This window comes from Burkholderia sp. LK4 (assembly GCF_001043615.1).
GTDB lineage: Bacteria > Pseudomonadota > Gammaproteobacteria > Burkholderiales > Burkholderiaceae > Burkholderia > Burkholderia cepacia.
Genome location: NZ_LDUL01000019.1, coordinates 39,629 through 62,047 on the forward strand (window position 1 = coordinate 39,629; position 22,419 = coordinate 62,047).

The 22,419-nt window shown below is 64.6% G+C and carries 16 protein-coding genes; 9 read left to right on the top strand and 7 right to left on the bottom strand.

The genetic code is table 11. From position 1 onward, the window contains the following. Positions 1-16: 16 nt before the first annotated feature. The gene (locus VK92_RS10990) at positions 17-1,573 is read right to left on the bottom strand and encodes a 3-hydroxyacyl-CoA dehydrogenase (protein ID WP_048025526.1); all 1,557 of its coding nucleotides are present in this window, start codon (positions 1,571-1,573) and stop codon (positions 17-19) included. 549 nt (positions 1,574-2,122) lie between these two features. On the opposite strand from VK92_RS10990, the gene VK92_RS10995 reads away from it, so the two are divergent. After that, positions 2,123-3,211, top strand: a complete 1,089-nt coding sequence (locus VK92_RS10995) for a calcium:proton antiporter (RefSeq protein WP_021162015.1) — start codon at positions 2,123-2,125, stop codon at positions 3,209-3,211. Between the two features lie 90 nt (positions 3,212-3,301). Here VK92_RS10995 and VK92_RS11000 read toward each other — a convergent pair whose 3' ends face one another. The 4 genes from VK92_RS11000 to VK92_RS11015 form a co-directional block, all read right to left on the bottom strand. Then, positions 3,302-4,435, bottom strand: coding sequence for a transporter substrate-binding and LysM peptidoglycan-binding domain-containing protein (locus tag VK92_RS11000; RefSeq protein ID WP_048025527.1), 1,134 nt, complete (start codon positions 4,433-4,435; stop codon positions 3,302-3,304). A gap of 20 nt (positions 4,436-4,455) precedes the next feature. Then, a complete protein-coding gene (locus VK92_RS11005) occupies positions 4,456-5,229 on the bottom strand; it encodes a hypothetical protein (protein WP_048025528.1) in 774 nt (257 codons plus the stop codon). 667 nt (positions 5,230-5,896) lie between these two features. Then, positions 5,897-6,805 (bottom strand): LysR substrate-binding domain-containing protein, encoded by a 909-nt coding sequence (locus VK92_RS11010; protein ID WP_021162019.1) that lies wholly within the window; start codon positions 6,803-6,805, stop codon positions 5,897-5,899. Positions 6,806-6,906: 101 nt separating this feature from the next. Next, positions 6,907-7,875 carry a LysR family transcriptional regulator gene (locus VK92_RS11015; protein ID WP_021162020.1) on the bottom strand — a complete coding sequence of 323 codons (969 nt, stop codon included), beginning with the start codon at positions 7,873-7,875 and terminating at the stop codon, positions 6,907-6,909. Positions 7,876-8,239: 364 nt separating this feature from the next. On the opposite strand from VK92_RS11015, the gene VK92_RS11020 reads away from it, so the two are divergent. The 4 genes from VK92_RS11020 to VK92_RS11035 all read left to right on the top strand — a co-directional run bounded on the left by VK92_RS11020 (position 8,240) and on the right by VK92_RS11035 (position 12,585). Continuing rightward, positions 8,240-9,415 (top strand): HPP family protein, encoded by a 1,176-nt coding sequence (locus VK92_RS11020; RefSeq protein WP_048025529.1) that lies wholly within the window; start codon positions 8,240-8,242, stop codon positions 9,413-9,415. Between the two features lie 132 nt (positions 9,416-9,547). Next, positions 9,548-9,961, top strand: coding sequence for a MarR family winged helix-turn-helix transcriptional regulator (locus tag VK92_RS11025; protein ID WP_048025530.1), 414 nt, complete (start codon positions 9,548-9,550; stop codon positions 9,959-9,961). A 20-nt stretch (positions 9,962-9,981) separates the two neighbouring features. Further along, positions 9,982-11,769, top strand: coding sequence for a chloride channel protein (locus tag VK92_RS11030; RefSeq protein WP_048025531.1), 1,788 nt, complete (start codon positions 9,982-9,984; stop codon positions 11,767-11,769). 480 nt (positions 11,770-12,249) lie between these two features. Then, positions 12,250-12,585 carry a hypothetical protein gene (locus tag VK92_RS11035; protein ID WP_021162025.1) on the top strand — a complete coding sequence of 112 codons (336 nt, stop codon included), beginning with the start codon at positions 12,250-12,252 and terminating at the stop codon, positions 12,583-12,585. A gap of 84 nt (positions 12,586-12,669) precedes the next feature. Here the strand turns inward: VK92_RS11035 and ppnP are convergent, their stop codons facing one another. After that, complete coding sequence (ppnP, locus tag VK92_RS11040; protein ID WP_021162026.1) at positions 12,670-12,990, bottom strand: pyrimidine/purine nucleoside phosphorylase; 321 nt, start codon at positions 12,988-12,990, stop codon at positions 12,670-12,672. A 208-nt stretch (positions 12,991-13,198) separates the two neighbouring features. Next, positions 13,199-14,101 (bottom strand): LysR substrate-binding domain-containing protein, encoded by a 903-nt coding sequence (locus VK92_RS11045; RefSeq protein ID WP_048025532.1) that lies wholly within the window; start codon positions 14,099-14,101, stop codon positions 13,199-13,201. Positions 14,102-14,283: 182 nt separating this feature from the next. Between VK92_RS11045 and VK92_RS11050 the strand changes: the two genes are divergently transcribed. The 4 genes from VK92_RS11050 (at position 14,284) to VK92_RS11065 (ending at position 22,410) form a co-directional block, all read left to right on the top strand. Then, a complete protein-coding gene (locus tag VK92_RS11050) occupies positions 14,284-15,468 on the top strand; it encodes a M20 aminoacylase family protein (protein WP_048025533.1) in 1,185 nt (394 codons plus the stop codon). Between the two features lie 44 nt (positions 15,469-15,512). Further along, positions 15,513-16,832: an MFS transporter gene (locus VK92_RS11055; protein ID WP_048025534.1), complete on the top strand. Its 1,320-nt coding sequence runs from the start codon at positions 15,513-15,515 to the stop codon at positions 16,830-16,832. 831 nt (positions 16,833-17,663) lie between these two features. After that, a complete protein-coding gene (locus VK92_RS11060) occupies positions 17,664-20,381 on the top strand; it encodes a type VI secretion system Vgr family protein (RefSeq protein WP_048025535.1) in 2,718 nt (905 codons plus the stop codon). A 34-nt stretch (positions 20,382-20,415) separates the two neighbouring features. Then, the gene (locus VK92_RS11065) at positions 20,416-22,410 is read left to right on the top strand and encodes a phospholipase D-like domain-containing protein (protein WP_048025536.1); all 1,995 of its coding nucleotides are present in this window, start codon (positions 20,416-20,418) and stop codon (positions 22,408-22,410) included. The last annotated feature ends 9 nt before the right edge of the window (positions 22,411-22,419 follow it).

Sequence of the window (22,419 nt, forward strand, 5' to 3'; positions counted from 1 at the left end):
GGTGACGAAGTCGGCGTTACGACCGGAACGTGCGGCCGGCCGCATGCAGTGCGGCGATGCGCGGCGACACGCGATAGCGGTCCTCGCCGTAGCTCGCCGCGAGGTTCGACAGCACGCGAAACACGCGGCCGATGCCGATCGCATCGGCCCACGCGAGCGGGCCGCACGGGTAGTTCACGCCCTTCTCCATCGCGAGATCGAGATCGGCGGGCGAGCACACGCCCTGGTTCACCGTGTCGGCCGCCTCGTTCGCGAGCATCGCGACGGTGCGCATCGCGACCATGCCCGGCACATCCGCGACGCCGACGACGCGAAAACCCGCCTGCTGGAACAGGCCGACCGCATCCGCATAGGCCGCATCGCTGCACTGGAGCGCACGCGTCAGCGCGACGAGCCAGGCCTGCGTGTAATCGCGCGCGAGGTCGACCAGCACGAGATCGGCCACGCCCGTCTGCGCGGCGCGCGCGGTCGCGGTGCGGCCGTCGGTCAGCGCGATCGATGCGCGGCCGGCCGTCGCGAGCAGGTCGTCGGCATGCGTGCCGGCCTGCCGGGCGCCCGCGATGCGTTCGGTGAAACGCGTATGCAGCGCGGCGGCCGGGCCGTCCTGCGCAAACAGCGCGACGTCGGCCGGCGCGTTGCGCGGGGCTTCGAGATCGGGCGCGGGCGGCGTCGCGCCGTCCGCATACGAGTAGAAACCGCGCCCCGACTTGCGCCCGAGGAAACCGGCGTTCACGAGTTCCTGCTGGATCAGCGACGGCGTGTAGCGCGGGTCGTTGAAGTACGCGCGGAACACCGATTCGGTCACCGCGAAGTTCACGTCGTGGCCGATCAGGTCCATCAGCTCGAACGGCCCCATCCGGAAGCCGCCGGCCTCGCGCATCACCGCGTCGATCGACGCCGGCGCACCACCCTGTTCGTTCAGCACGCGCAGCGCCTCCGCGTAATACGGCCGTGCGACGCGGTTCACGATGAAGCCCGGCGTCGATTTGGCCATCACGGGCTGCTTGCCCCACGCGGCGGCGGTCGCAACCAGCACCTGTGCGACTTCGGGTGCGGTCGCGAGCCCGCTGACCACCTCGACGAGCGCCATCAGCGGGGCCGGGTTGAAGAAATGCAGGCCGGCGACGCGCTGCGGCGCGCGCAGCCCGGCCGCGATCGACGTGATCGAGATCGACGACGTGTTGGTCGCCAGCAGGCACGCGTCGTCGACATGGCGCTCGAGCGTCGCGAAGATCTCGCGCTTCACGTCGAGCCGCTCGGCGGCCGCTTCGACGATCAGCGCGGCCCCTGCGAAATCGGCCAGCGCACGCACCGCGCGGAGCCGGCTGCCGGCCGCATCGGCCTGGGCCGGTTCGAGCCGCCCCTTCTCCGCGAGCCGCGTGAACTGCGCGCGGATGCCGGCCAGTGCCTTGTCGCAAGCGGCTTCGTTCAGGTCGTACAGCAGCACCGTATGGCCGGCCGCCGCCGCGACCTGCGCAATGCCCGCGCCCATCGCGCCGGCACCGATCACGCCGACGACGGCCGACGGCGCCAGCGCGCCCGAGTTCACCGAATGTGCAGAAGAAACAGCCATCGCTTGCGATCCGTCATGAAGTGGAAGTGCGAGCGATTATAAACCGACCGGTCGGTATATTTATGTCAGGGCGTGCCCGAATTTGTCGTGCAAGAGACCGTTACGGAAACTGCAAAGACAAAAAATCGAACGATCGGGGCACTTTTTGTAAACCGAAAGGTCAATGAAAGCACTCGAATATGAGATAGTGACCCCCGAACGCCTGATAAAATTCGGCAAACCGCCGGATTTCAGGGGGAAACCGCGTGTCACGCCGCCACCGCCGTCCATTGCCGGCCGCCCTTCCGGGGTCGGAACCGAGCCTCCGGCACGCGCGTCGTCTCACGCGCCCGCCTCGCCGTTTGCGGCGGCCGCATCGAATCGTTTCATCCCGCGACGGGCTCCGGCCCGCCCGCGCCCCTCGCTGCCGTGCGGCAGCGAACCCAGGGCAGCACCGTTGCGTGCTGCCGCCCTTCGGTTTCATCACCCTCGTTCGGCGGATAGTACGGCCGGGCTTCGTCAACCCGTGACGGCGCGTCGCGCGTCGCCACTCGCATAAGGAAACCCTCCATGCCGCTCTCGTCCAACCAGCTCCCGCGCTGGACCCTCGTGGCCCCGCTTGCCGCATGGCTGGTCCTCGCGCTGTCGCGCGTCGTGCCGGCCGAAGGCCTCGTCATCGCGGTGTTCGCCGCCGCACTCGCCGGCGCCGTGTTCGCCGCCGTCCACCATGCCGAAGTCGTCGCCCATCGGGTCGGCGAACCGTTCGGCACGCTCGTGCTCGCGGTCGCCGTGACCGTCATCGAAGTCGCGCTGATCGTGTCGGTGATGCTCGGCGCCGGCCCCGAGAAATCGGGCCTCGCACGCGACACCGTGTTCGCCGCCGTGATGATCATCTGCAACGGTATCGTCGGCATCTGCCTGCTGGTCGGCGCGTGGAAGCACGGCGAGCAGGACTTCCAGGGGCGCGGCGCGAGCAAGGCGCTCGCGGTGCTGGCTTCCCTGTCCGTGCTGTCGCTCGTGATGCCGAACTACCTGAACGCCGCACCGGGCCCGTTCTTTTCGAAATCGCAGCTCGCGTTCGCCGGCGTGTCGTCGCTCGTGCTGTACGGCGCATTCGTGTTCGTGCAGACCGTGCGTCACCGCGACTACTTCCTCACCGCGCACGACAGCGCGAACGAATCGGTGCACGCGGCGCCGCCGAGCAGCCGCACCGCGCTGATCAGCCTGCTGCTGCTGTTCGCGAGCCTCGTCGCGGTCGTGCTGCTCGCGAAGCTGCTGTCGCCGGCCGTCGAGCATGCCGTATTGCGGCTCGGTGCGCCCGAAGCCGCGGTCGGTATCGTGATCGCCGCGCTCGTGCTGCTGCCGGAAGGGCTCGCGGCCGTCACCGCCGCACGCGCGAATCGCCTGCAGACCAGCATGAACCTTGCGCTCGGGTCGGCGCTCGCGAGTATCGGGCTCACGATCCCGACCGTCGCGGCCGTGTTCATCTGGGTCGGCCAGCCGCTCACGCTCGGCATCGGCCCGATGGAAACCGTGCTGCTGGCACTGACGCTGCTCGTCAGCACGCTGACGCTCAGCCAGGGCCGCACGACGGTGCTGCACGGCGTCGTGCACCTGTCGCTGTTCGCCGCGTACCTGTTCCTGTCGATCACCCACTGACGCCCGCCTGCGCGCGGCCCGGCGAATCACCTCCGCCGGGCCGCACGCAGTCCTTCACGTCCCTTCCTTTTCGTTCACTTCACGCCGCCGTCAGCGCACCGGAATCACCAGATGCTGGCCCGCCAGGATCAGGTTCGGGTTGGCGAGGTTGTTGCGGCGTTGAATCTCGCGATAGCGCTGGCCGCTGCCGAGCTTGCTCGCCGCGATCATGTTCAGCGTGTCGCCCGCCTTCACCACGTACGTGTGTTCGCCTGACGCGGCCGCGGTCGTCACCGCCTGGTCGCTGACGAAGTACTTGCGCAGCAGCTCGAGATACTGCGGCGACTGCTTGAGCTTCGCGATCGCGGCGTTCAGGTAGATCAGCAGATCCTGGTCATCCGCGCGCACGCCGATCTTGTACGCGATGTTCGAGCCGTCGAGCTTGGTCACCGCGAATTTCAGGTCGGTGCCCTTGATCGAGCTGACCGCGAACGGATAGTCGTAGATGAACGCATCGACCGCATGGCCGTCGATGCTCTTCGCGATGAACGCCGGATCGGAATCGTCGACTTCGACGAACTTCACGTTCGGATACTGGCGCGTGACGAACGCACGCACGTCCGGGTCGCCCTTCAGGATGCCGACCGTCTTGCCCGCGAGATCGTCGGTCGAGCGGATCGCGGAGCCTTGCCGCACGATCAGCGAATAGCCGAAATCGTCGACGTACGGCACCGAATAGACGACGCCCGCCGGCGTGTTGTCCGGGAACGTCAGCCCGTCCATCGCCACGTCGACCACGTGGTTCCCCTTCGCGTCGGTATCGAGCAGTTGCTTTGGCACGCCGGGGTACGTGTCGACCTCGTGACGCGTATCGACGACGACCGGCTTGCCGCCGTGCGAGAACGAAGGGTCCGCGAACAGCAGCCGCGCGAACTCGACGTTGAAGCCGTGCGGCGAGCCCTTGTCCTCGCCGAAGAACGGCTCGCTCGGGTTCTGCACCGAGATTCGCACGATGCCGTTTTCGGCGATCGATTTCAGCGTGCTGGCCTGCGGCGTGAAGCCGGCCGGCAGTACGCTGGCCGACGGCGGCGTCTGCGCCGACTGGCCGCTGTCGCCGTTTTGCGCGGATGTCGAGGCCGGGGCCGCGTCATGCGCGGGAATCAGCGTCGACAGGCCGCCCTGATGAACGATCCATACGCCGACGAGCACTACCAGAAACGCGATGGCGCCAAGCAGTTTTTTCATGGTTGCGTGCCTGCAGGAAGTTATTGTTGTTTCGACGGCAGCTGCGCGGGGTTCGCCGCATCGAGCCCGGGCGCGTGCGGTGCGTTCGCCACCGCCTGCTGCTGCGCCTGCTTGACCTCGGGGTTATCCATCAGCGACGTCTCCATTTCGGAGAACGCCTTGTTGACCGAGCGCATCACCGAATCGACGGCCACGTCGGTCTTGATCTGCTCGAACGTGTCGGACGCCTGCCGGCCCGCGAGCTTGTTCATCTGCTGCGCGGCCTGCGACATGTCCCACATCGCCTTCGCGCGGTCGATCGCCGACGCGAAGTTCTTCAGCTCGGCCTGCACCTGCTTGTAGCGCCCCTCGCGGAACGAGAGCAGTTGCTTCATCGTGTCGAGCTGCTGCCTGAAGCGCGGCGCGTCGTCCGGATACTGCTTCTCGAACAGTTCCGTCTTGTTCTCGAAGTTCTTCACCTCGGTACGGAACGCGGTGATGCTGTCCGCGAATTTCTGTGCCGCCTGGCGCTTTTCCGCGAGCTGGTTGATCAGCGTCTCGATCGGATTCGCCTGCGCCTCCTCGACGATCATCTTCACCTTCTGGTTCGCGAACTTCATCGCGATGACCGGCGCCATGTAGATCGCGCCGAGACCGATCACGCCCGCCGTGACCAGCGCGATCACCCCCTTCAGGATGAACAGCGCGGCCGGGGCCGCGATCGCGACGCCGGCGATGATGATCGCCCACTTGACCAGCTTGACCTTGCTACTCCCCGAACTGCCGTTTGCTTCTTCATTCGAAAGCTGCGACATGAGTTTTTCTCCTTGAACCTCGAACCGAACTGCTTGCGTGTGCTCTTTCAAGCTCAATCGAAATGCTTCGGACTTCGGTGCCGCCGGGCAGCCAGGCAAAACCGGCGGCGCAATACAAGGACGGGCGCGACGGGCGTCACGAGACGCCGGTGTAGGCGCCGTTCAGGATGCGGTCATGAAGGATGGCGGACGGTGCCGCGATGCGGCGCGCCGGACGGGCGCCGTTCGTCGTCGCGGCTCGCGCGCGAACGAGAAAGCCTACCGAGGCACGGTACGAAACGGGATGACGGATACGTGACGCGACGGGCGTCGGGAGAAGCGTGGTTCCGGCGGGCCGACAGACACGGGGCCGGTATTCCGGTACGAGTGCGTAAAGGCTCATCGTTGTTCTTCTGCGTATCGCGGGTGCAGGAACCGCGCGGCCGGCGCGTCCCGCTCCACATGCACGAGCGTATCCTGCGCCGACCGGCATGCAGCGTCAAGCAGTTGTCGCAGTGCAGCGAAGCGCTGCGTTCCTCCGCTGGAACACCGGCAGCGAAACGGCTTTCAGTACGGTAAGGATTCGCAGGACTGCGACCCGTCGTGCTCGGTCAGGATTGCTTGTCATCGCATGCGCCCCCTTCCGGACTGAAAGCTTGTCACATCGCCGGGCGGATGCCCCGGCGCATCACGTCGCCGCGCCGCCCCGCTCCTGCGCGAGAAACCGTTCGACCATCGCGTTGAACACCGGCAACGCAGGATTGTCGTTGTCCGTGCGCCATGCGAGATACAGCTCGGCCGCCACGTCGGTGCCCGCCAGCGGCCGGAACACCACGCCGTCGACATGCAGTTCACGCGCCGACGCCGGCACGAGTGCGGCGCCCAGGCCCGCGCGTACGAGGCCCAGGATCGTATGCGTCTGCCCGACGTAATGCAGGTAGTTCGGCAGCCGCCCCGCGTTCGCGAACAGGCCCGAGATCAGGTCGTGGAAGTATTTCCCCTCGTTCGGCGAATACGCGATGAACGGCTGCCGGTCGAGATCGTCGGGGCCGATGCGCTCGCACGCGGCGAGCGGCGCCCCCTCCGCGACCGCGACCAGCATCGGTTCGCGCTGCACGAGCCGGTATTCGAGCGGCTGGCGGGCAGCCCGCTGGCGCACGAAGCCCGCGTCGAGCATCCGCGACGCCAGCGCATCGATCTGCACGGTCGACACCATCTCGCGCAATTCGACGTCGACGTCCGGCAGCGCGTGCGCGGCATGCGCCAGCAGCATCGGGATCATCCGGTACGCGCTGACCGCCGTGAAGCCGAGCGTGATGCGACCGGCGCCGCCATGCGCGACGCGCTGCGCGGCCTGCTCGGCCCGTGCGGAGAATTCGAGAATGTGCCGCGCGTCGCGCAGGAACCGCTCGCCGGCCGCGGTCAGGCTGACCTGCCGGCTGCTGCGTTCGAGCAGCGCGATGCCGAGCGCATGCTCGAGCAGCTGGATCTGCCGGCTGAGCGGCGGCTGGGTCATGAAGAGCCGCCGGGCCGCGCGACCGAAATGCAGTTCCTCGGCGACCGCGACGAAGCAGCGAAGCTGGTGCAGTTCAATCATGCAATTCTTGAATCGATCGATCGTCTCTGGACGTTAGACCGATATCGATACGATTTCCATACTCGATTGCACCCGATGCACGGCCGGGGCCGCGCAGGACGTCAGGCGCGCTTGCGGCCGCCCGGCGACTGTTCGGTGGTCAGCCGGTCGAGTTCGCGCAGGTCGTCCTCCAGCGCGGGCGTGAGCGTCGTGCGCAGGTGGTCGAGGAACGTGCGGATCTTCGCGTCGAGATAACGGCGCGTCGCGTAGACGGCATACACGCTCACCGTCTGCAGCCGATAATCGGGCAACACGCGGATCAGCCGCCCTTCGCGGATGTCGTCGAGCACCGTATACAGCGCGACGCACGCGATCCCGCGCCCGGCGCGCACCGCGACACACAGCGCGTCCGGCACGTTGACCTGGAACGGCGCGGGCTGCAGCTCGTAGACAGCCTCCTCGCCATCGTTGCGCTCGAGCCGCCATTCGCCGGCCGGCGATGCGGGCGTGTCGAGGCGCAGGCACACGTGGTTCGGCAATTCGTCGGGCGACTGCGGCGTGCCGTGGCGCGCCAGGTATTCGCGCGACGCGACGAGCACGCTGCAGCTCGTGCCGCAGGTCTGCGCGACGTAGCCCGAATCGGGCAGTTGCGACGCCGTCACGATCGAGACGTCATAACCCTCCTCGACGAGATTCGGCATCCGCTGCGCGAGCGTCAGCTCGACCGACACATCGGGGTTGTCCTCCTGGTAGCGAACGATCGACGACACGACATGACTCTGCCCGAGCCCCGTCATCGCATGGATGCGCATCTTGCCGCTCGGCCGCAGCAGCGCGTTGCGCGCCTCGGCATTCGCGTAGTCGATTTCCGCGAGGATCGATTTCGCGCGCTCGAAATAGCGTTCGCCGCTTTCGGTGAGGCCGAGGTGGCGCGTCGTGCGATGCAGCAGGCGCGTCTGTACGTGCGCTTCGAGGTTCGAAACCGCGCGCGACACCTGCGCGGTGGTCGCGTCGATTTCCTTCGCGACCGCAGTAAAACTGCCGGCTTCGACAACGCGCACGAACAGGCGCATGTTTTCGAGCATGTCCATTGAATTGGCTTGGGGAGAGTCAGTGGGGAGGCGTCGGCAGCGCTCGCGTCAGGTGAGGAACGGAACGCAGCCGCGAACCACGTCGAATCGATCACCGTGCCGGGAGAAAGGCGGGAGAGCGGGCATCGCGTACGTGGTTCTGGCATGAAGGGGGGATTCAGTGGCCCGAATTGTACGCCGCTACAGACAAATTTGCGCTATTGCCAGGACCGCAACCTTTCATCGGATGAAAGGTTTTTGCAAGACACGCATGTCACGCACATGCAACGTCTTGATGCGGCGCGACAATTTATATCACAACGAGATATAATTCGCGGCTCGTCGCTGCGCGCGCCCGCGCTGTCATCTTTACCGCTTACCGTCCATGTCGTCAGGCTCACCTCCGTCGCGCCGCACGTTGCGGCAATGGCTGCACAGCTTCATTCCCCATCCGATGTCGCTGGGCTGGCGCGAGCGCCTGCGTTCGTGCACGGGCGCGCTCGTCGGCATCGCGACAGTCGGCGTGACCATGCGCGTGCTGCCTGGCGTACCGGGCCTCGTGCCGCTGCTCGTCGCGCCGATGGGCGCGTCGGCCGTGCTGCTGTTCGCGGTGCCGGCGAGTCCGCTCGCGCAGCCGTGGTCGATCATCGGCGGCAATCTCGTCGCGGCGACGGTCGGTGTCGCCTGCGCGCAATGGATCGCCGATCCGATCACGGCCGCCGCGGTCGCGATCGCGTGCGCGATCGGCGGCATGTTCGCGCTGCGCTGCGTGCACCCGCCGTCGGGCGCCGTCGCGCTCACGGCCGTGGTCGGCGGCCCTGCGATCCATTCGCTCGGGTTCCGCTTCGTGCTGGAGCCGATCGCGCTGCAATCGGCCATCCTGCTGTCCGCCGCACTCGCCTATCACACGCTGACCGGGCACCGCTACCCGCACGGCGGCATGCGCCCCGAAGCGAAACCGCAGGCGGGCGGCGCCACTCCGGCGCGCGGCCGCTTCACGCGCGGCGACCTCGACGCGGTGCTCAAGCGCCGCGGCGAATGGCTCGACGTCGATCCGGACGACCTGGAAGCACTGCTGCGCGAAACCGAGATGCAGGCCTACTCACGCACGTTCGGCCAGCTCTCGTGCGCCGACCTGATGACGAAGAACGCGATCGAAGTCGCGCCGTCGACATCGGTAATGACCGCGCTCACGCTGCTCGACCGCCATCGCGTGAAGGCGCTGCCCGTCGTCGACGGCGAAGGCCGCCTGACCGGCATCGTCACGCGCGCCGACCTGACGCGCCAGCCGCGCCGCCCGACCCCGCTGTGGCAACGCCTGTCCGCGCGGCTGCCGCAATCGTTCGGCGGCCAGCCGGCGAGCGTCGCCTCCGTGATGACCCGAGACGTCGCGTGCGTGCCGGAAACGATGCCGATCACCGCGCTCGTCCCGCTGTTGACGCATTCGGGCCACCACCACATTCCGGTCGTCGATGAATCGCACCGGCTCGTCGGGATCATTACCCAGACGGATCTCGTCACGGGCCTCTATCGGCAGACGCAAATGCTCGATGCCGCCTGACGTATGCCGCGCACGTAACGCCATGTAGCGGCCGGTGCAACGCGGAGCGCATCCTGTCCGCACGAATCCGGCCATTTATATCATGTTGTGATATATTCAACGTCACCGTAACCGACTGCCCGACCGACCTCGATGAACGATACCCGACGCGCGCTGACGAAAAGCGATTTCCAGCAACTGTCCGAGTTCCGCTACCAGATGCGCCGCTTCGAGCGCTTCTCCGAGCGCGCCGCGCAAAGCGAGGGCGTGACGCCGCTGCAATACCTGCTGTTGCTGCACATCAAGGGCTACCCGCATCGCGAATGGGCGACCATCGGCGAACTCGCGGAACGCCTGCAGGCGCAGCATCACGGAGTCGTCGCGCTGGTCACGCGCTGCGAAGCGCTCGGCCTCGTGAAGCGCAAGACCAGCGAAGCGGATCGCCGGCAGGTCGAGGTTCACCTCGAGCCGGCCGGCGAGACGCTGCTCGCCCGCCTCGCGGCCATGCATCGCGCCGAGCTGAAGTCGCTCAAGGGCACGTTCCAGGTTCCGCAGATCGATTTCTGACCCTCTCCTTTTCCACGCCGATGAACGCCCCACACAAACGCGATTTCTCGACCAACGAACGCCTGCCCAGGATCGCGTTGCTCGCCGCCGGGATCGGCCTGCTCAGCACGCTTGCCGCGTTCGTGCTGTTGAGCCTGATCCATCTGTTCACGAACCTGTTCTTCTTCCAGCAGTTCTCGTTCGTCGACCGCTCGCCCGCGACCAACACGCTGGGCGCGTGGGTGATCGTGGTGCCGGTGATCGGCGGGTTGATCGTGGGGTTGATGGCGCGCTTCGGTTCGGAAAAGATCCGCGGCCACGGCATTCCGGAAGCGATCGAGGCGATCCTGTTCGGCAAGAGCCGCATGTCGCCGAAGGTCGCGATCCTCAAGCCGCTGTCGTCCGGCGTCGTGATCGGCAGCGGCGGCCCGTTCGGCGCCGAAGGCCCGATCATCATGACGGGCGGCGCACTCGGCTCGCTGATCGCGCAGTGCGTGCACGTGACCGCCGCCGAGCGCAAGACGCTGCTCGTCGCCGGCGCGGCCGCCGGCATGACGGCCGTGTTCGGCACGCCGGTCGCCGCCGTGCTGCTCGCGGTCGAACTGCTGCTGTTCGAATGGCGTCCGCGCAGTTTCCTGCCGGTCGCCCTGGCATGCGCGGTGGCGGGTTTCGCCCGCGTCGTGTTCTTCGGCGTCGATCCGCTGTTTCCGCTGACGACGGCCGCGCCGACACCCGTCGCGCTGCTGTCGTGCATCGTCGCGGGTCTGCTGTCGGGCCTGCTCGCATGCGGGCTGTCGGCCGCGCTGTACCGCGTCGAGGACACCTTCGCGAAGCTGCCGGTGCACTGGATGTGGTGGCCCGCGCTCGGCGCGATCGTGATCGGCATCGGCGGCTGGCTCGAGCCGCGCGCGCTCGGCGTCGGCTACGACGTGATCGGCGACCTGCTGCACCAGCACATCGCCTTGAAGATCGCGCTCGCGCTGCTGATCGTGAAAGCCGTGATGTGGGTGATCGCGCTCGGCTCGGGCACGTCGGGCGGCGTGCTCGCTCCGCTGCTGATGCTCGGCGCCGGCCTCGGCACCGTGCTGTCGCCGATGCTGCCGGGCGGCGACCCGATACTGTGGCCGCTCGTGTGCATGGCCGCGACCCTCGGCGCGACGCTCGGCGCCCCGCTCACCGCGATCGTGTTCGCGTTCGGCCTCACGCATGACGCGAACGCGCTGCTGCCGCTGCTCGCGGCGACGCTCGTCGCGCACGGCTTCGCAACCATCGTGATGAAACGCTCGATCATGACGGAAAAGATCGCACGCCGCGGCTATCACATCTATCGCGAATACGGCGTCGATCCGCTCGAGCGGCACGACATCGGCGAAGTAATGACGTCCGCCGACCTGCTCGTCACGATCGACGGCGCGGCGACGCTCGATGCCGTCGAGTCGCGGTACTTCGGCGCGAAACAGACGCACCGTGCGTACCCGGTCGTGCAGAACGGGCGCCTGCTCGGTCTCGTCGATCGCGCGACGCTCGATGCGCAGCGCGCGCAGGCTGCAGCCGACACGCCGATCTCGCGCGCGTTCGCCAATCGTGCGCCGGCGGTTGCCCAAGCGCACGAAACGTGCCGCGTCGTCGCGTCGCGACTCGCGATGCTCGGGCTCGAGCGCCTGCCCGTCGTCGCCAACGAGCACTCGATGCGCATCACGGGCATCGTGTCGCGCAGCGACCTCATCAAGCCCGCGTTGCAGCACTTCGACGACGAACAGAAGCGCGAGCGCTTCCGCCCGATCGTCCCGCCCAACCTGCGCGACATCGGCACGCGCAAGGCCGGCTGACCCAGCACCGCGCGGCACCCACGCCGCGCACGCGCCGCTCGCGTCACCTCTGCGCACGACGCGGCACGCCCGTCGCGTGCCGCGTCGCATTCCGTCGCTTCCCCTGTTTAAAGTTGGTTAACAATTCGACGGCCGAAAGTTTGTCATCATGGTGCTCATGCGACGGGGCCAACCATCAGCCATTCCACTGCGCACAATCAAATAAAGAGTTGCGGCACGGCATGCACACGCATGCCGCTCGCCGCGGCCATCCCTTCACCACACGACCGGGCAGCGCGCCGACCACGCCGCGCATGACGTCGAACCGCACACGATGCATGCCGTGCCGCAGCAAAGTGCACAGCATCGGAGTCGCCATTTGGCAAGCGCGTTAACAACTTGTTTCGGAATAGCCGGAACCGTGCTTGTTCGATGCGATCTCACTTGCACGCAGTCCTGCTGCGCATCCCACTCAATCAATCACGACTCGAGGGAGATAACGTGAACGCGAAATACTTACCGCTCATCGCATTGACCGTGGCATTTTCTGCTCATGCAGCCGATTCTGCCCTCCAAAACGTGGGACAAAGCCAGAAGCCCGCCGATCAGGTCGCGCAATGCATCGCCAAGACCTGGGCCGACAAGTCGCAGCAACAAGTGACGTCGCAGTATGAACTCGCGAACGGCCTCGCCATGGCCGTATATGCGCCGGGCCAGCAGCCGCCGAACGGCGCCGCGGCCGTCGTGCGTCCGGCCAACGCCGCGAATGCAAAGACGTGGGTTGGTTTCCGCGGCGGCGACGCATCGTCGGCCGGCGACATCAACGCCTGCCTGTAAGAGAACAGGCGCTCCGGATGGCCTTGCGCCATCCGCTTGTGACGAGCCCCGCTTCGGCGGGGCTTTTCTTTTGCTGCGCGCGTCTTACAGGTAGCTGCAGACGTAATCGAGCGTCTCGAGCACTTCGATGTCGAAGCGGCTCTTGCCCGGCACCGAGAACGATTCGCCGGCGCCGTAGGTCTGCCATTCGCTGCTGCCGTCGAGCTTCACGCGGCACTTGCCGGCCTGCACTTCCATCAATTCGGGCGCATCGGTGCCGAAGTTGAGCGCGCACGGCAGGATCACGCCGAGCGTCTTGCGCGTGCCGTCCGGGAAGAGCACGGTATGCGACACGCACTTGCCGTCGAAATAGACGTTCGCGCGCTTGACGATCGATACGTTGTCGAATTGGGTTGCACTGGTCATGAAATGCCTCTGCTTGCTGGATGCCGGATGGCGATGTTGTTGGAGGCCAGCCGGAGCGGCGGGCCGGCCGCTATGATACCGGCTCGCGCGGCGGGCGCCGCGATGACGTGTGCGCCGCGCAAGCCACGTGCCCGCCGGGCAACCGCAACGCCGCACGCCAGATCGTCAGGATAACGACACATGACGGTCGCTGCCCGCCGGTACAGGTTCACAGCAGCCCCTTGCGCCTCGCGGAATCGCGCAGGCAATCGAGCAGCATGGCCGCTGCCGGCGTCAGCGGGCTGTCGCGACGCGTGATGACCTGCACCGATACGGCCGGCAACCGCTCGCGGATCGGCAGGACCGCGAACTGGTCGCGCGCCCACTCGCCCTGCAATAGCTGCTCGGGCATCGAGGCAATCAGGTCGCAGCCCATCATCAGGCTGCGCGCGAGCCCGAAGCTCGGGCATTCGACGACGCGCGCCGGCACCGGCAACCCGTAGGCGACGAACGAATTGAACAGCACCTGCGTCGAGCTTTCGGGCGACGGATTCATCAGCCAGTCGGCTTCGACGAGATCGGCGAGCGACGTGGCCGATGCGAGCGGATGCCCCTTGCGCGCAACGATCAGCGAACGGCTCGAATACAGTTCGGCGTGATCGAACTCGGCGGCCAGCAGTTCGGGCACGACGACGGCCACCGCGAAATCGAGCGAGCCGTCGTGCAGCCGCGGCAGCGCGACGCCCGGAAACCCTTCGACGATACTGACGCGCGCCGCCGGAAAACGCCGCCGGAACGCGCGAAACGCATCGGGCAGGATCGTCACCGCGGCGGCCGGCGTGACCGCCGCCGCGACGGAGCCCGTCATCGCCCCCTGCGCCTGCTCGATGTCGTCGCGGGCGCGCTGCATTTCGGCGACGATCAGCCGCGCGCGCACCTGCAACTGCTGGCCGAACGCGGTGAGCTGGACGCCGCGCGCGGTGCGCACGACGAGCGACACGCCGAGCGCGATCTCCAGTTCCTTGACCGCCTTCGTCAATGCCGCCGGCGACACGTTCAGGCGCCGCGCGGCCGCGCGAATGCTCCCCTCTTCCGCGACGGTGACGAACGCTTTCAGCTGATGGTATTTCATGGCGGCGACGCGTGATCCGTGGAAACCCTGTGCTGCACGGCACACACCGGCTCAGGGTATTCCCGAGCGGCAACCGGTGGTGAGCACCAAAGCAATTTATCAGCTTCTGGTACGCAAAAGAAATTTATATGCTTGCTCGTCATATGTGCGTCAAACGCCCCAGCCGCCCCACAGGAGAGACCATGCTGCAAGCCGTGAACCCCGTCATCCCCGGTATCGCCGCGATCGCGCCCGAGCTGGTCGAGGTGCGCCACCGCATCCACGCTCACCCCGAACTCGCATTCGAGGAAACGCTCACGAGCGACCTCGTCGCCGAGCTGCTCGCCGGCTGGGGTTACGACGTGCATCGCGGCATCGGCAAGACGGGCGTGGTCGGCGTGCTGCGCGAAGGGCAAGGCACACGCACGGTCGGGCTGCGTGCCGACATGGATGCACTGCCGCTCGCGGAGGCCACCGGCCTGCCGTACGCGAGCCGCCATGCGAACAAGATGCATGCGTGCGGCCACGACGGCCACACCGCGATGCTGCTGTGCGCGGCGCGCCACCTCGCGGCAACGCGCCGGTTCTCCGGCACGCTGAACCTGATCTTCCAGCCGGCCGAGGAAAACTTCGGCGGCGCGAAGGCGATGATGGACGACGGCCTGTTCGACCGTTTCCCGTGCGACGCGATCTTCGCGATCCACAACATGCCGGGCCGCGCGGCTGGCGACATGGCCTTCCGCACCGGCGCCGCGATGGCATCGGCCGACCGCGTGACGATCACGCTGCGCGGTGTCGGCGGGCACGGCGCGATGCCGCATTTCGCGCGCGATCCGATGTCGGCCGCGGGCAGCATCATGGTCGCGCTGCAGACGATCGTCGCGCGCGAGGTCGATGCGCAGCATGCGGCCGTGATCACGGTCGGCAGCGTGCAGGCCGGCGAGACCTTCAACATCATTCCCGAAACCGTCGTGATGAAGCTGTCGGTGCGCGCGCTGAACGCCGACGTGCGCGCGCTGCTCGCGCGCCGCATCGAAGCGCTCGCGAAAGGCCAGGCGGAAAGCTTCGGCGTCACGGCGGAAGTCGACTACGACTACGGCTACCCGGTGCTCGTCAATCACGCGGAGCCGACTGCATTCGCGGCCGACATCGCGCGCCGGATGCTCGGCGCCGAGCGTGTCGAAACCGACGCCGCGCCGCTGATGGGCAGCGAGGATTTCGCGTTCATGCTCGAAGCGCGCCCCGGCTGCTACGCATTCATCGGCAACGGGATCGGCAGCAAGGGCGGCTGCATGGTGCACAACTCCGGCTACGACTTCAACGACGACATCCTCGCGATCGGCGCGAGCTACTGGGTTCGCATCGCCGAAGCCTGGCTCGCGGCCTGACGGCCCTTCATCCTATCGTTTCGCGCCAACCGGGGGAACCCCACATGGAAACGTCCGCCCTTTCGCTCGCCGGCACGCCGGTCGATGCTCGCGCCGCCGCGAAGAAACGCCGGCTGATCGCGGCCGCCGCCGTCGGCAACGCGCTCGAGTTCTACGACTTCACGGTCTACAGCTTCTTCGCGATCCTGATCGGCAAGCTGTTCTTTCCCGTGCATTCGTCGTTCGGGCAATTGATGCTCGCGGTCGCGAGCTTCGGTGTCGGCTTCGTCACGCGCCCGCTCGGCGGGCTCGTGATCGGCATGTATGCCGACCGCGCCGGCCGCAAGAAGGCGATGATCCTCACGCTGCTGCTGATGGCGCTCGGCACCGCGACGATCGCCGTCGCGCCGACCTACGCGCAGATCGGCCTCGCCGCCCCGCTGCTGCTCGTGCTCGCACGCCTGCTGCAAGGGTTCGCGTCGGGCGGCGAAGTCGGCGCGTCTACCACGCTGCTGCTCGAACAGGCGCCGCAGCATCGTCGCGGCTTCTACGCATCGTTCCAGTTCTCGAGCCAGGGACTCGCAGCGCTCGCCGGTGCGCTGACCGGCGTCGCGCTGACGTCGACGCTGAATGCCGCGCAGCTCGAAAGCTGGGGCTGGCGCGTCCCGTTCATCATCGGCACGCTGTTCGTGCCGCTCGGCTACTGGCTGCGCCGCACCGTCGAGGAAGTGCCGGCCGCCACGCCCGCCGCCACGCATGACGAGCCGGTCGCATCGCTGCCGCTCGCCGACGTGCTGCGCCATCACGGCAAGGCCGTGTTCGCGGGCCTCGGCGTGACGATCGGCGGCACGTCGATCCACTACATCATCGTGTTCTACATGGCGATCTACGGTGTGCAGGTGTTGCATCTGCCGACCTGGCTGTCGATGACGGCCGGCTGCGTCGCGGGCGCGATCCTGATGCTCGTGACGCCGATCGGCGGCCACCTGTCCGACGTCTACGGGCGCAACCGGATCGTCTGGTGGACGCGCATCGTGCTGATGGTCGCGATCTATCCGGCATTCATCGCGCTGAACCGCTGGCCGGGCGCGGTGTCGCTGCTGTCGATCATCGCCGCGCTGTCGATCGTGCATGCGATCAACGTCGGTGCGACGGGTGCGATGCTCGGCGAGCTGTTCCCGCGTGCGGTGCGCGCGACGGGCGGCGCACTCGTGTACAGCGTGGGCGTTGCGATCTTCGGCGGCTTCGCGCAGTTCTTCGTCACATGGCTGATCGCGGCAACCGGCAACCCGAATGCGCCGGCGTGGTATGCGATTGGGTGCGGTGCGTTCACGCTGCTCGCGATTCGCTGCATGGACGAAAAAGCCGGGAAGGCACTCGACTGAACGGCGGTCGATGCCGAGTGCGCGATTGACGTGGTTTGCGTGTAGCGGGTATGCCAGTCGCCTCATTCCCGCAACGCGCACCGAACGTCGTCGACATGCTGGCCGGTCAGTTTCACGGCCCCGACTGCCCGTGCGACAGCGGACGCGAAATCGCCAACATCAACGGGTTGATCGACCGGCGCTGCCAGCCGTACGGATCAGCACCGTCAATCTGACTATCAGCATCCGCGTGTCCCGAATTACAGGTGCTGCTGCACGGCCGAGCAGCACCTGTCCTTGCAAGCATCCTCAAGGGCCGGCCCTCATCACCCGCTTCTAATCCGCCGTTGCATGGGCAGCCTCCCCTCAAGGCTGGTTGCTGGTAGACGCTGACGGCCGAGTTGCCGGTTTCGGATACCGTCAACCGGCCGGTGCATCGGACAGCCAGATCGCCGTCGGACAGTGCCCACTGAGATGAATGGATCGCTGATTCAATGCAGCCGGGTTATTCGACTTGCCGTAAGCCGCGCGTAATATCCAGCTATGTGGCGATGTCGGCCCACTGCACGACGCAATCACGCCACTCAATGCCATTGCGATAGGCCGCGACATGGGCGTCTCGACCTTCATCGAACTTGCCATGTTCGATCCCGAGAAGAGAGTGATACCTCGCTTCAGGCGCCTGTTTGTACCGCCCGCGCTCGAATCCAGCATGCCCGAACGCATGAAGAGAGCGTCGACGTTCCGTACTTTCCATTTCTTGCAATCGTCAGGCCAATAGGTTGTAAAATCGGCGACCCGGCATGTCAAATCAATGACAACAAGTGGCCAAATATAATAAAGGGACTGAACATGAACGCGCAGGATATAGTGGCTGCAATTCGCGGCGGCCTGATCCAGAATGAGAGACTGGTCAAGCTCGATACCCCGCTCGGCCCGGACGTGCTGTTGCCGCAACGTGTCGCGGGATGGTCACGTATTGGCCGACATTTTGAGTTCACACTCGACGTCCAATCGACCAATAGCAATATCAAGCTGAAACAGTTGATTGGTCAGCCTGTTACCCTTTGGCTTCAACAGTCCAATCAATCCTATCTGCCCCGCCACGGGTATGTTTATTCGGTCAGGCGACTGGGATCAGAGGGTGGGTTGACCAGTTACCAGATCCGCTTTGCGTCGTGGCTGAATTTCCTTAAATTCCGTCGGGACCAACGCATCTGGCAGGATAAAACGATCGATCAGATCCTGACCGACGTGTTCAACACGCATTCCCAGGCGAAAGGTCAGTTCGGATTTGCGATTTCGAAGCCTCTCGAACCGCGCTCGTACTGCACGCAATATGAAGACGACTGGACCTTCGTTCACCGGTTGATGGAAGCTGAGGGCCTGTTCGGTATCTGGAAACAGGCCGAGGACGGCAAGTCACATACGCTGACGATTACCGACAATCTGGGCACGTGTGAACCGCTCGTGCAGCAGACGGTGCCATTCTCCCGTGACGGCATGAACAGCGAGGTCGATGCGCTGCTGCACTGGTCGGGCATTCGAAACCTGCATAGCGCTGTGCTTTCGACCCGAACTTTCGACTACAAGAGTCCATCTTCACTCGCCAATCCGAAAGGCACCCATGTGCCAACGCTATCGCACGAGTTACCCGATGACCTTGAGGTCTACGAATACACGGGTCTTTATACATATCTGAAGGACAATCGCGGTGAGCATTTGACCAAAATCCGGATGGAGGAATGGGAGTCGAGTGCAAAGCGATTCTATGGTACGGGCGGCACGCGCGGAGTCGATGCCGGGCGATGGTTCGAATTGACCGGCCATCCAGAGCACGATCCGGATTCCGCAGCCAGACGCCAGTTCGTTGTTCTCGAATCCTCCTGGTTGATCGAAAACAATCTTCCGGGGTCAAGCCACCATGCCGATTTGCCAGGCAGCCTGCGAGGCCGACTGACAAACGCGACGGGAGCCTCAAGCATCCCCCATCCAGACGGCTCGACGGGTTTTTATTTCGTCGAAATCGAGGCACAACGCAAGGCCGTTCCATTCCGCAGTCCATTCGAACACCACAAGCCCGTTATGCAAATGCAGACGGCGACCGTCGTCGGGCCGCAGGGCCAGGAGATTTACACCGACGAGCTCGGCCGTGTGAAGGTCCAGTTCCACTGGGATCGGATTGGCCAGCGCAACGAGCACAGCTCGTGCTGGGTACGCGTCGCGCAGCCGTGGGCGAGCGGCGGTTTCGGTGGCATCCAGCTTCCAAGAATCGGCGACGAAGCTGTCGTGTCGTTCCTTGACGGCGATCCGGACAGACCGATCATTACGGCCCGCGTCGGGAACGGTGCAAATCGACCGCAGTGGAACTTGCCCGAACAGCACTCGTTATCCGGATTCGTCAGCAAGGAAATCGGCGGTGCGCAAAACAACGTCTGGCTGAAGGACGATACACCGGGGCAGGTGCAGACGCAGATACGCAGCGACCACCTCGAATCGGGTCTCCACGCTGGCTATATCACGCGCGTGAGCGAACCGGCCGGTCGCGGAGAAAAGCGCGGCGAAGGCGTCGAACTGCGTACCGACGGGAATGCCGCCGTGCGCGGTGGACGCGGGCTGCTGCTGTCGGCCCATCCCCGGCCCAGTGCGACCGGCGACGCGTTCAGCGTCGATGAAGTCAATCTTCAGTTGGCCAATGCCCAGGACACCGCAGCGAGCCTCGCGCAGTCCGCACAAGCAGCGGGCGCGCAGGACGGCGAGCAGAAAGCGGTTGCCGGCACGCTGAAGGCGCAGGCGAAAGGCATTCAGGGTGGCGGTGCATTAAAGCAGTTCGAGCAACCGCATCTGGTGCTCGCAAGTCCTGCCGGTATCGCCGCCAGCACGCCAGAACTGATCCACGTCAGCAGCGGCAAGAGCACGTCGGTTACCGCTGGCGAGCATATGTCGGTTAGCACCGGCGGCGGCTTCTTCGCGAGCGCGCGCCGGGCGTTGCGTCTGTTCGTCGCCGATGCGGGCATGCGGCTTGTAGCGGCGGCCGGCGATATCGACGTGAAGGCGCTGAAGGACAGCATCAACCTGCTGGCGAAACTGAACGTGACGGTAACAGCGAGCAAAATCACCATCAGTGCCCAGCAGGAAGTCGAGATCAATGGCGGCGGGAGCTACACCCGTTGGACAGCAGGACAGATCAAGAGTGGCACAACGGGCGGCTTCGAGGTCCACTCGGCAACTCGCACACTCACCGGACCGGACAGCGTGAGTACGCCGAATATTCCGGCGCTGCCACCAGAAAAGGGGCAACTGCACTTTGCGTTGGGGGCATTGCCAGGGGAAGCACATCAATACGTGAGCGAACCGTACGATCTGTACAAGGGCGGATCAAAAATCGGGCAAGGGGTAACGGATGAATTCGGACGTGTCGTCGTGAAAGACCATGAACCCGGTACGCCGGCTTATCAGGTCAAACTCGCAAACGGCGGGCAGTTTGACCTGAAAGTCAAGGACGCCCTCGAGGGCGATCCTGACCATACCGACCAGCGAACCAACCGCGGCGAACGGCTCAACGGCTAACCGTACCCTACTCATTGACAAAGAGGACCTGAACGTGGTCGACAGCACCTTGAACTCCCAGAATCCAGCAACGGTTGCGATTGACGAACAGTCGCGCGCCGCAAAGTCATCGGCACAATGGTTGCTGGAAACGCGCGAGGAAATCGCGCCAATTACCTATGAAAATCACCTCGAATTCTTCGTTTGTGGCGAAGAAGGGTTCGCGAACATCGCGAATGACCTGAAGCTTGCCAAGGATTCCGTCAATCTTTGCTGTTGGGGCTTCGACCCAGGCATGGAACTGATCCGAGAAAAAGGTAAAGCGACGTGGCCTCGCGGGCAGACGTATGGCCAACTGCTTGAAGAGGTCGCGAGCAAAGGCGTCACAGTCCGGTTGATGGTCTGGTACCAGGAAACGGCATCGGCCAAACAGAACAACGTCCCGGGCTATTCTGACACCGGGCACAATCCGTTTACCAATCCGGCCGCTTTTATCGTTGGCACATCCAAATCTCCTTACGATAGCAAGGATCGCCAGAAATACTGCATCGAGTGGTGGAACACGCACCGTCCCAAGGGGGATTGCAGCGGTAAGAACAAAAACCTGCTTGTGACGTTCCGCTCCGTCGATTCGGCAGACGCAGCAAACGCGCTGTCCGACGAAGAGTTCAAGCCGAAAACTGGTGCATTGCCAACCAATGAACGTCCTCTGATGACCGATTATCCGACGCATCATCAGAAGCCGATCGTGATCGACTACGATTACGAAAACGGCTACAAGGCGGTCGGCTACGTGATGGGTCTGAACTCCGTGACCGACTACTGGGACACGACGAAGCACGCTATCGATGATTCCCTGAGAGAAATCCTGACGAGTAAAACTCTGGCGGCAGAACAGGCTCATGAGGAAGCAACGCTGGAGCAGCCATCCACAAAGGGCTATAAACATGTCCGGCCCTATCAAGACTATGCATGCCGCCTGTTCGGCCCAGCGTTGAAGCGTGTGTACGACAACTTTGCACAGGATTGGAATCACTACGCCCCTGATACATACCGGATGCCGGAGTTCGCGACGATACCGAGCAATATTCAGAAAGTGCCTGGCAATCCCGATCACGCAGTGCAGATCGTTCGCACACATCCCAGAGACAAGGATAAAACGATCAAGGAGCTTTACATTCATGCGAGTTCCTGGGCACGCAACTACATCTACATGGAGAACCAGTATTTCTTCTACCCCACCTTCGCCCAGAAGCTGAAAAAAATACGGCAGGAGCACTGGAAGGCTTGGGCGGAGAAGGCCGGGCGGCCAAGTAGCGAGATGGGAATCCTATATATGTTCATCGTCATCCCACACCCCGAGGATGATGGAATGATTCCCCGCACCTATGACATGCTGACCGAGTTCGGTGCGAGCGATCCGACAGCGAACAATCCGGCAATGTCCAACCAGGGAACCTACGACAAGGAAAATCATCGCGCTCAAGACTATCCCGACGCGAAGGTCGTTTCGTACACACGTGATACCGGAGTGGGTCCGGTCACGTCGGAGATCAAAGTTCTCGATCATCCGAGTGTTCAGGAACTAGCGTCTACGTATGGAATCAAGGTGAGTGTTGCTCGACTGCGCGCAAGCGGCCCGATTCCCGGTCAGGATATGGCCTACCGTGAAATCTACATTCACTCGAAGCTGATGATCATTGACGACGTTTTTATCACGGTCGGAAGCGCGAACATGAATCAGCGCAGCATGACGGCAGATAGTGAGATCAACATCGGCGCGACCGGATTGGACTATGCCGCTCCGCTGCGGGAAAGAATATTCAAGCTCCATTCTGGCGGCGATATTACTGGCAGCGGCGACTATAAAGAAATTCCCTTAATGTTCAAGCGATGGGTAGCGCGTATGGATAACAATCGCGATGTATGGAAAGCAGGCAAGACGGCACTCAAGGGTTTTCTTCTGCCCTTCGAGGATCATCGGGCTACTGGCACGATGCATGCCCAAGTGACCGTTCCCCCGACGTCAGAAACTACAGCCTACGCCTGAGATGAATCG

Bases quoted from the DNA above. Each gene is read 5' to 3' on its own strand.
- VK92_RS10990 (WP_048025526.1), bottom strand. From the start codon at position 1,573: ATGGCTGTTTCTTCTGCACATTCGGTGAACTCGGGCGCGCTGGCGCCG.
- VK92_RS10995 (WP_021162015.1), top strand. From the start codon at position 2,123: ATGCCGCTCTCGTCCAACCAGCTCCCGCGCTGGACCCTCGTGGCCCCG.
- VK92_RS11000 (WP_048025527.1), bottom strand. From the start codon at position 4,435: ATGAAAAAACTGCTTGGCGCCATCGCGTTTCTGGTAGTGCTCGTCGGC.
- VK92_RS11005 (WP_048025528.1), bottom strand. From the start codon at position 5,229: ATGTCGCAGCTTTCGAATGAAGAAGCAAACGGCAGTTCGGGGAGTAGC.
- VK92_RS11010 (WP_021162019.1), bottom strand. From the start codon at position 6,805: ATGATTGAACTGCACCAGCTTCGCTGCTTCGTCGCGGTCGCCGAGGAA.
- VK92_RS11015 (WP_021162020.1), bottom strand. From the start codon at position 7,875: ATGGACATGCTCGAAAACATGCGCCTGTTCGTGCGCGTTGTCGAAGCC.
- VK92_RS11020 (WP_048025529.1), top strand. From the start codon at position 8,240: ATGTCGTCAGGCTCACCTCCGTCGCGCCGCACGTTGCGGCAATGGCTG.
- VK92_RS11025 (WP_048025530.1), top strand. From the start codon at position 9,548: ATGAACGATACCCGACGCGCGCTGACGAAAAGCGATTTCCAGCAACTG.
- VK92_RS11030 (WP_048025531.1), top strand. From the start codon at position 9,982: ATGAACGCCCCACACAAACGCGATTTCTCGACCAACGAACGCCTGCCC.
- ppnP (WP_021162026.1), bottom strand. From the start codon at position 12,990: ATGACCAGTGCAACCCAATTCGACAACGTATCGATCGTCAAGCGCGCG.
- VK92_RS11045 (WP_048025532.1), bottom strand. From the start codon at position 14,101: ATGAAATACCATCAGCTGAAAGCGTTCGTCACCGTCGCGGAAGAGGGG.
- VK92_RS11050 (WP_048025533.1), top strand. From the start codon at position 14,284: ATGCTGCAAGCCGTGAACCCCGTCATCCCCGGTATCGCCGCGATCGCG.
- VK92_RS11055 (WP_048025534.1), top strand. From the start codon at position 15,513: ATGGAAACGTCCGCCCTTTCGCTCGCCGGCACGCCGGTCGATGCTCGC.
- VK92_RS11060 (WP_048025535.1), top strand. From the start codon at position 17,664: ATGAACGCGCAGGATATAGTGGCTGCAATTCGCGGCGGCCTGATCCAG.